1 protein-coding gene is annotated in these 2074 nt (G+C 61.8%); it reads right to left on the reverse strand.

Going from position 1 to position 2074, the window contains the following annotated elements:
- Positions 1 to 2074, reverse strand: a 2074-nt coding sequence (locus F0Q45_RS25630; protein WP_149656542.1) for a type I polyketide synthase, incomplete at both ends; no start/stop codon positions are given.

Below are 2074 nucleotides of genomic sequence, written 5' to 3' on the forward strand. Positions count from 1 at the left end.
TTCCGTCAGCGGTTGCGGCAAAAGACTTGCATCGCCCGTCTGCGGATAATGCGCGTTGGCGGGAGAATTCGATGAAAAAGCCTGGGTGGGCGATGACGGTGGCTCCGCCGGCTAGGGCCATGGAGCATTCACCGCCGCGCAATGCCTGACAGGCCTGGTGCATCGCTACGAGTGATGATGAGCATGCGGTGTCGATTGTTACTGCTGGGCCTTCTAGGCCGAATACGTAGGCGATTCGGCCTGAGGCCACGCTGGAGGAAAGTCCGGTGGTGCGGTAGCCTTCGACGTCGGCGGTGGCGTTGAGTCCGTATGCTGAGGTCATCATGCCGGCGAATACGCCGGTTTGGCTGCCCCGCAGTGACTGTGGATTGATGCCTGCTGATTCGAAGGTCTCCCATGCGGTCTCGAGCAGCACTCGCTGTTGGGGGTCCATTGCTAATGCTTCGCGTGGTGAGATCCCGAAAAATTCGGCATCGAAGTCGGGGGCATCCTGGATGAATCCGCCGTTTCGGGTATAGGACGTGCCGGTGTGGTTTGGGTCAGGGTGGTAAAGGTGTTCTAGATCCCAGCCTCGATCATTCGGGAAGCCTGACATCACATCACGGCCGTGGAACACCATCTCCCACAATGCATCCGCGGAATCGACGCCACCGGGATAGCGGCACGCCATTCCCACCACCGCGATCGGCTCATCCATTCGAATTGGTGTGGTGGGTGCGGGCGCGATTGTGGTGGGTGAGGTAGTTCCCTGGATGTGGGTACGTAAGTAGGTGGCGATCGCGGTGGGGTTGGGGTGATCGAAGATTAGGGTGGCGGGCAGTTTCAGGCCGGTGGTGTTGGTCAAGCGGTTCCGCAGTTCGACTGCACCCAGGGAGTCCAAACCGATCTCATTGAGGGCTTGGTCGGGATTTACCGATTCTGTAGAACCGCGATTGAGCACTGCGGCGATCTGGCCACATACCTCTGCCAATAACAGTTCATCCCAGTCGTTTTCGGGGATGCTGGCCAGCCGCTGCGCCAGTGAGTTACCGGCACGTCGACGTTTGGTTGCCACCGTCACCAACCCGCTTAGCAGCGTGGGCAACGTCTCTGCCTCGGCTTGAGCACGCAACGTGCCAGCATCGAGCTGCACGGGCACCAGCAGCGCCTCACTGCGCGCGCAGGCTTGGTCGAACAATTTCAATCCGTACTCGGTGGACATTGCTGTCACCCCGATACGTTGCATGCGGGCTTGATCGGTCTGGTCGAGTTGGCCGGTCATTGCGCTGGTCTGGCCCCATAGTCCCCATGCCAATGATGTCGCTGGCAACCCCCATCCCTGCCGGTATTGGGCTAAAGCGTCTAGGAAGGCGTTGGCGGCGGCGTAATTGGCTTGTCCGGGGCTACCCATGATTGCGGCTGCCGAGGAGAACAGCACAAACGCCGACAAATCCAATGCTGCGGTGAGTTCGTGCAGATGCAGGGCGGCATCCAGTTTGGGCGCCAACACTTGTTCAATGTGGTCGCGGTGCAACGATTCCACTACTTTATCGGCTAGCACCCCAGCGGCGTGGATGACCGCACCTAGCGGATATTCGGCTGGTACGGCAGCCAGGACCGCAGCCAGTTGATCGCGATCGGCCACATCGGCAGCGGCGAAACTGACCCGGCAGCCCTGATTGTGCAGGTCGTTGCGCAGCTGCTCGGCGCCGTCGGCGTCAGCGCCACGGCGGCTGACCAATAACACATGTTCGCACCGGTGCACCGTCGCGATATGGCGTGCTAGCGCCGCACCCAATACGCCGGTGCCGCCGGTGATCAACACCGTGCGCGCGGGGTCGAACACCGGTGTGTCGGGTTGGGCCTCAGCGTCGACACGAGAAAGGCGCGGCGCCAACACAATGCCCTTACGAATCACCACGCGCGGCTCTCCCGACAGGGCCGCGGCCTCGAGCACGCTGCGCCCGCAGACCTCAGTGTCATCGAGGTCGATCCACATGAACCCACCCGGATGCTCGGAGGCCGCGCTGCGCAACAATCCTTCAGCGGCCGCGGCAGCTAGGTCTGGGCTTTCCCCGTCACCGGCCGCTACCGC

The sequence above is a fragment of the Mycobacterium simiae genome, assembly GCF_008370645.1.
GTDB lineage: Bacteria > Actinomycetota > Actinomycetes > Mycobacteriales > Mycobacteriaceae > Mycobacterium > Mycobacterium simiae_A.